This is a genomic window from Dechloromonas sp. CZR5 (assembly GCF_008711155.1).
In the GTDB taxonomy this organism is placed as follows: domain Bacteria; phylum Pseudomonadota; class Gammaproteobacteria; order Burkholderiales; family Rhodocyclaceae; genus Azonexus.
Window position 1 is genome coordinate 1 of the sequence record NZ_VUYQ01000025.1, and the last position, 1,286, is coordinate 1,286.

The following is a 1,286-nucleotide window of genomic DNA, read 5'->3' on the forward strand; positions in this document are numbered from 1 at the left end:
GACGCGGCCAGCCCTTGCTCATCGTAAGGAGGGGGCAGCGCGGCAAGCGTGCTGGCCAGGCGCGCCAGTGCAGTACTCGACTGCTGTGCATGCTGTTCCAACTGTTTTGCGATCATCCGCCGCGACGTAGCGATCTGGCGGCGCTCGGCTTGTTCTTCAGCCACCTCGACGCCCTTGCATTCTTCGTCGCCCGGGCCCATCACGGTCAGTTCCTGATCGATGTCCGCCAACACCGTTCGCGCTTGGGCACACATCTGAGCCTTTGCGGCCAAAGCGGTCTGCTTGGCCCCCCGATCTCGCGCAATCGCTTCCCGGTGTTCCGCCCAGGCCAGTGCCTGCGAGGCGCCCGCCAACACTTTGCGCTGTTGCCTCGCAAAGGCAAGCTCGCCTTGCGCGGCCGACTTCTGCTGAGCCAGCCGAGCAATCTCGGCCTTTGCACTCGGAACGAGTGCTTGCGCTTCGTGTGCATCGCCTAGCAGCTTGCACTGGCCCTGCAGGTCAGTGCCGGCGCAAGGTACTTCGCCCGCCAACCCGAACCGGTGGGCGAGTTCTTCTGCCTTCAGCGCGGCCTTGCCCGCATCGCGCTCGATGTCAGCCAATTTCTGTTCGGCCAGCCGCTCAGCAGCTTGGCATTGCATCAGTGCGTTGGTCTGATCGCGGCAGGCGTGCGTCAGTGCGAGGCGACAAGACAGCACGCGCTCGGCCAGCGGCAGGCGAACCGTTGCCCATTGCACGGCACGCACGTCGGCGAGCACATCGAGGTTTCGCTGCCGTGACTGCATCAAGGCCTGTCGCCTGGTGCGCTCCCGCTGTAACCGGTTGGCAATGCGCTGATCAAGTCGTTCAATACGCTCGCATTCACCGCGATCCTGTGCCTGTAGCGTCCGTTGCGCCTGGACGTCTGCATCAACCAAGGATTTGCGCTCAGCCAGCAACTGCGAATGCCGTACCTCGATGCCTCGCGACTGCTCGCGCTCTACCGACAAGCAGGCATGCGAGGCGTGGGCCATTTCGACTGCACGCTGCGCCTCTTGGCGCGTCGTTTCGCAGCGCGTGACGCGCTCGGCCGCACCGTCGAGTCGCAGGCGCTCGCCGCGCAGTCGTTCACCGTCAAGGTCCAGTCCAGCCAGTTCCTGCCGAATCAGCATGAGCCCGCTCTTGAGCAGGCGAGCGGTCTCCGATGCTTTCTGACCCAGCGCACGGATTTCGTCCTGTCCCAGCAGATCAGCAAGCAAGGTCTTGATCTCGGCATTGCGGTAAGCGCTCAACGGCCGCTTGCCTTGGGC

The 1,286-nt window shown here is 64.2% G+C and carries 1 pseudogene; it reads right to left on the bottom strand.

The features are described 5' to 3' along the window. Positions 1-1,268, bottom strand: a pseudogene (locus F1002_RS20835) (DNA repair protein); the annotation flags it as partial. Positions 1,269-1,286: the final 18 nt, after the last annotated feature.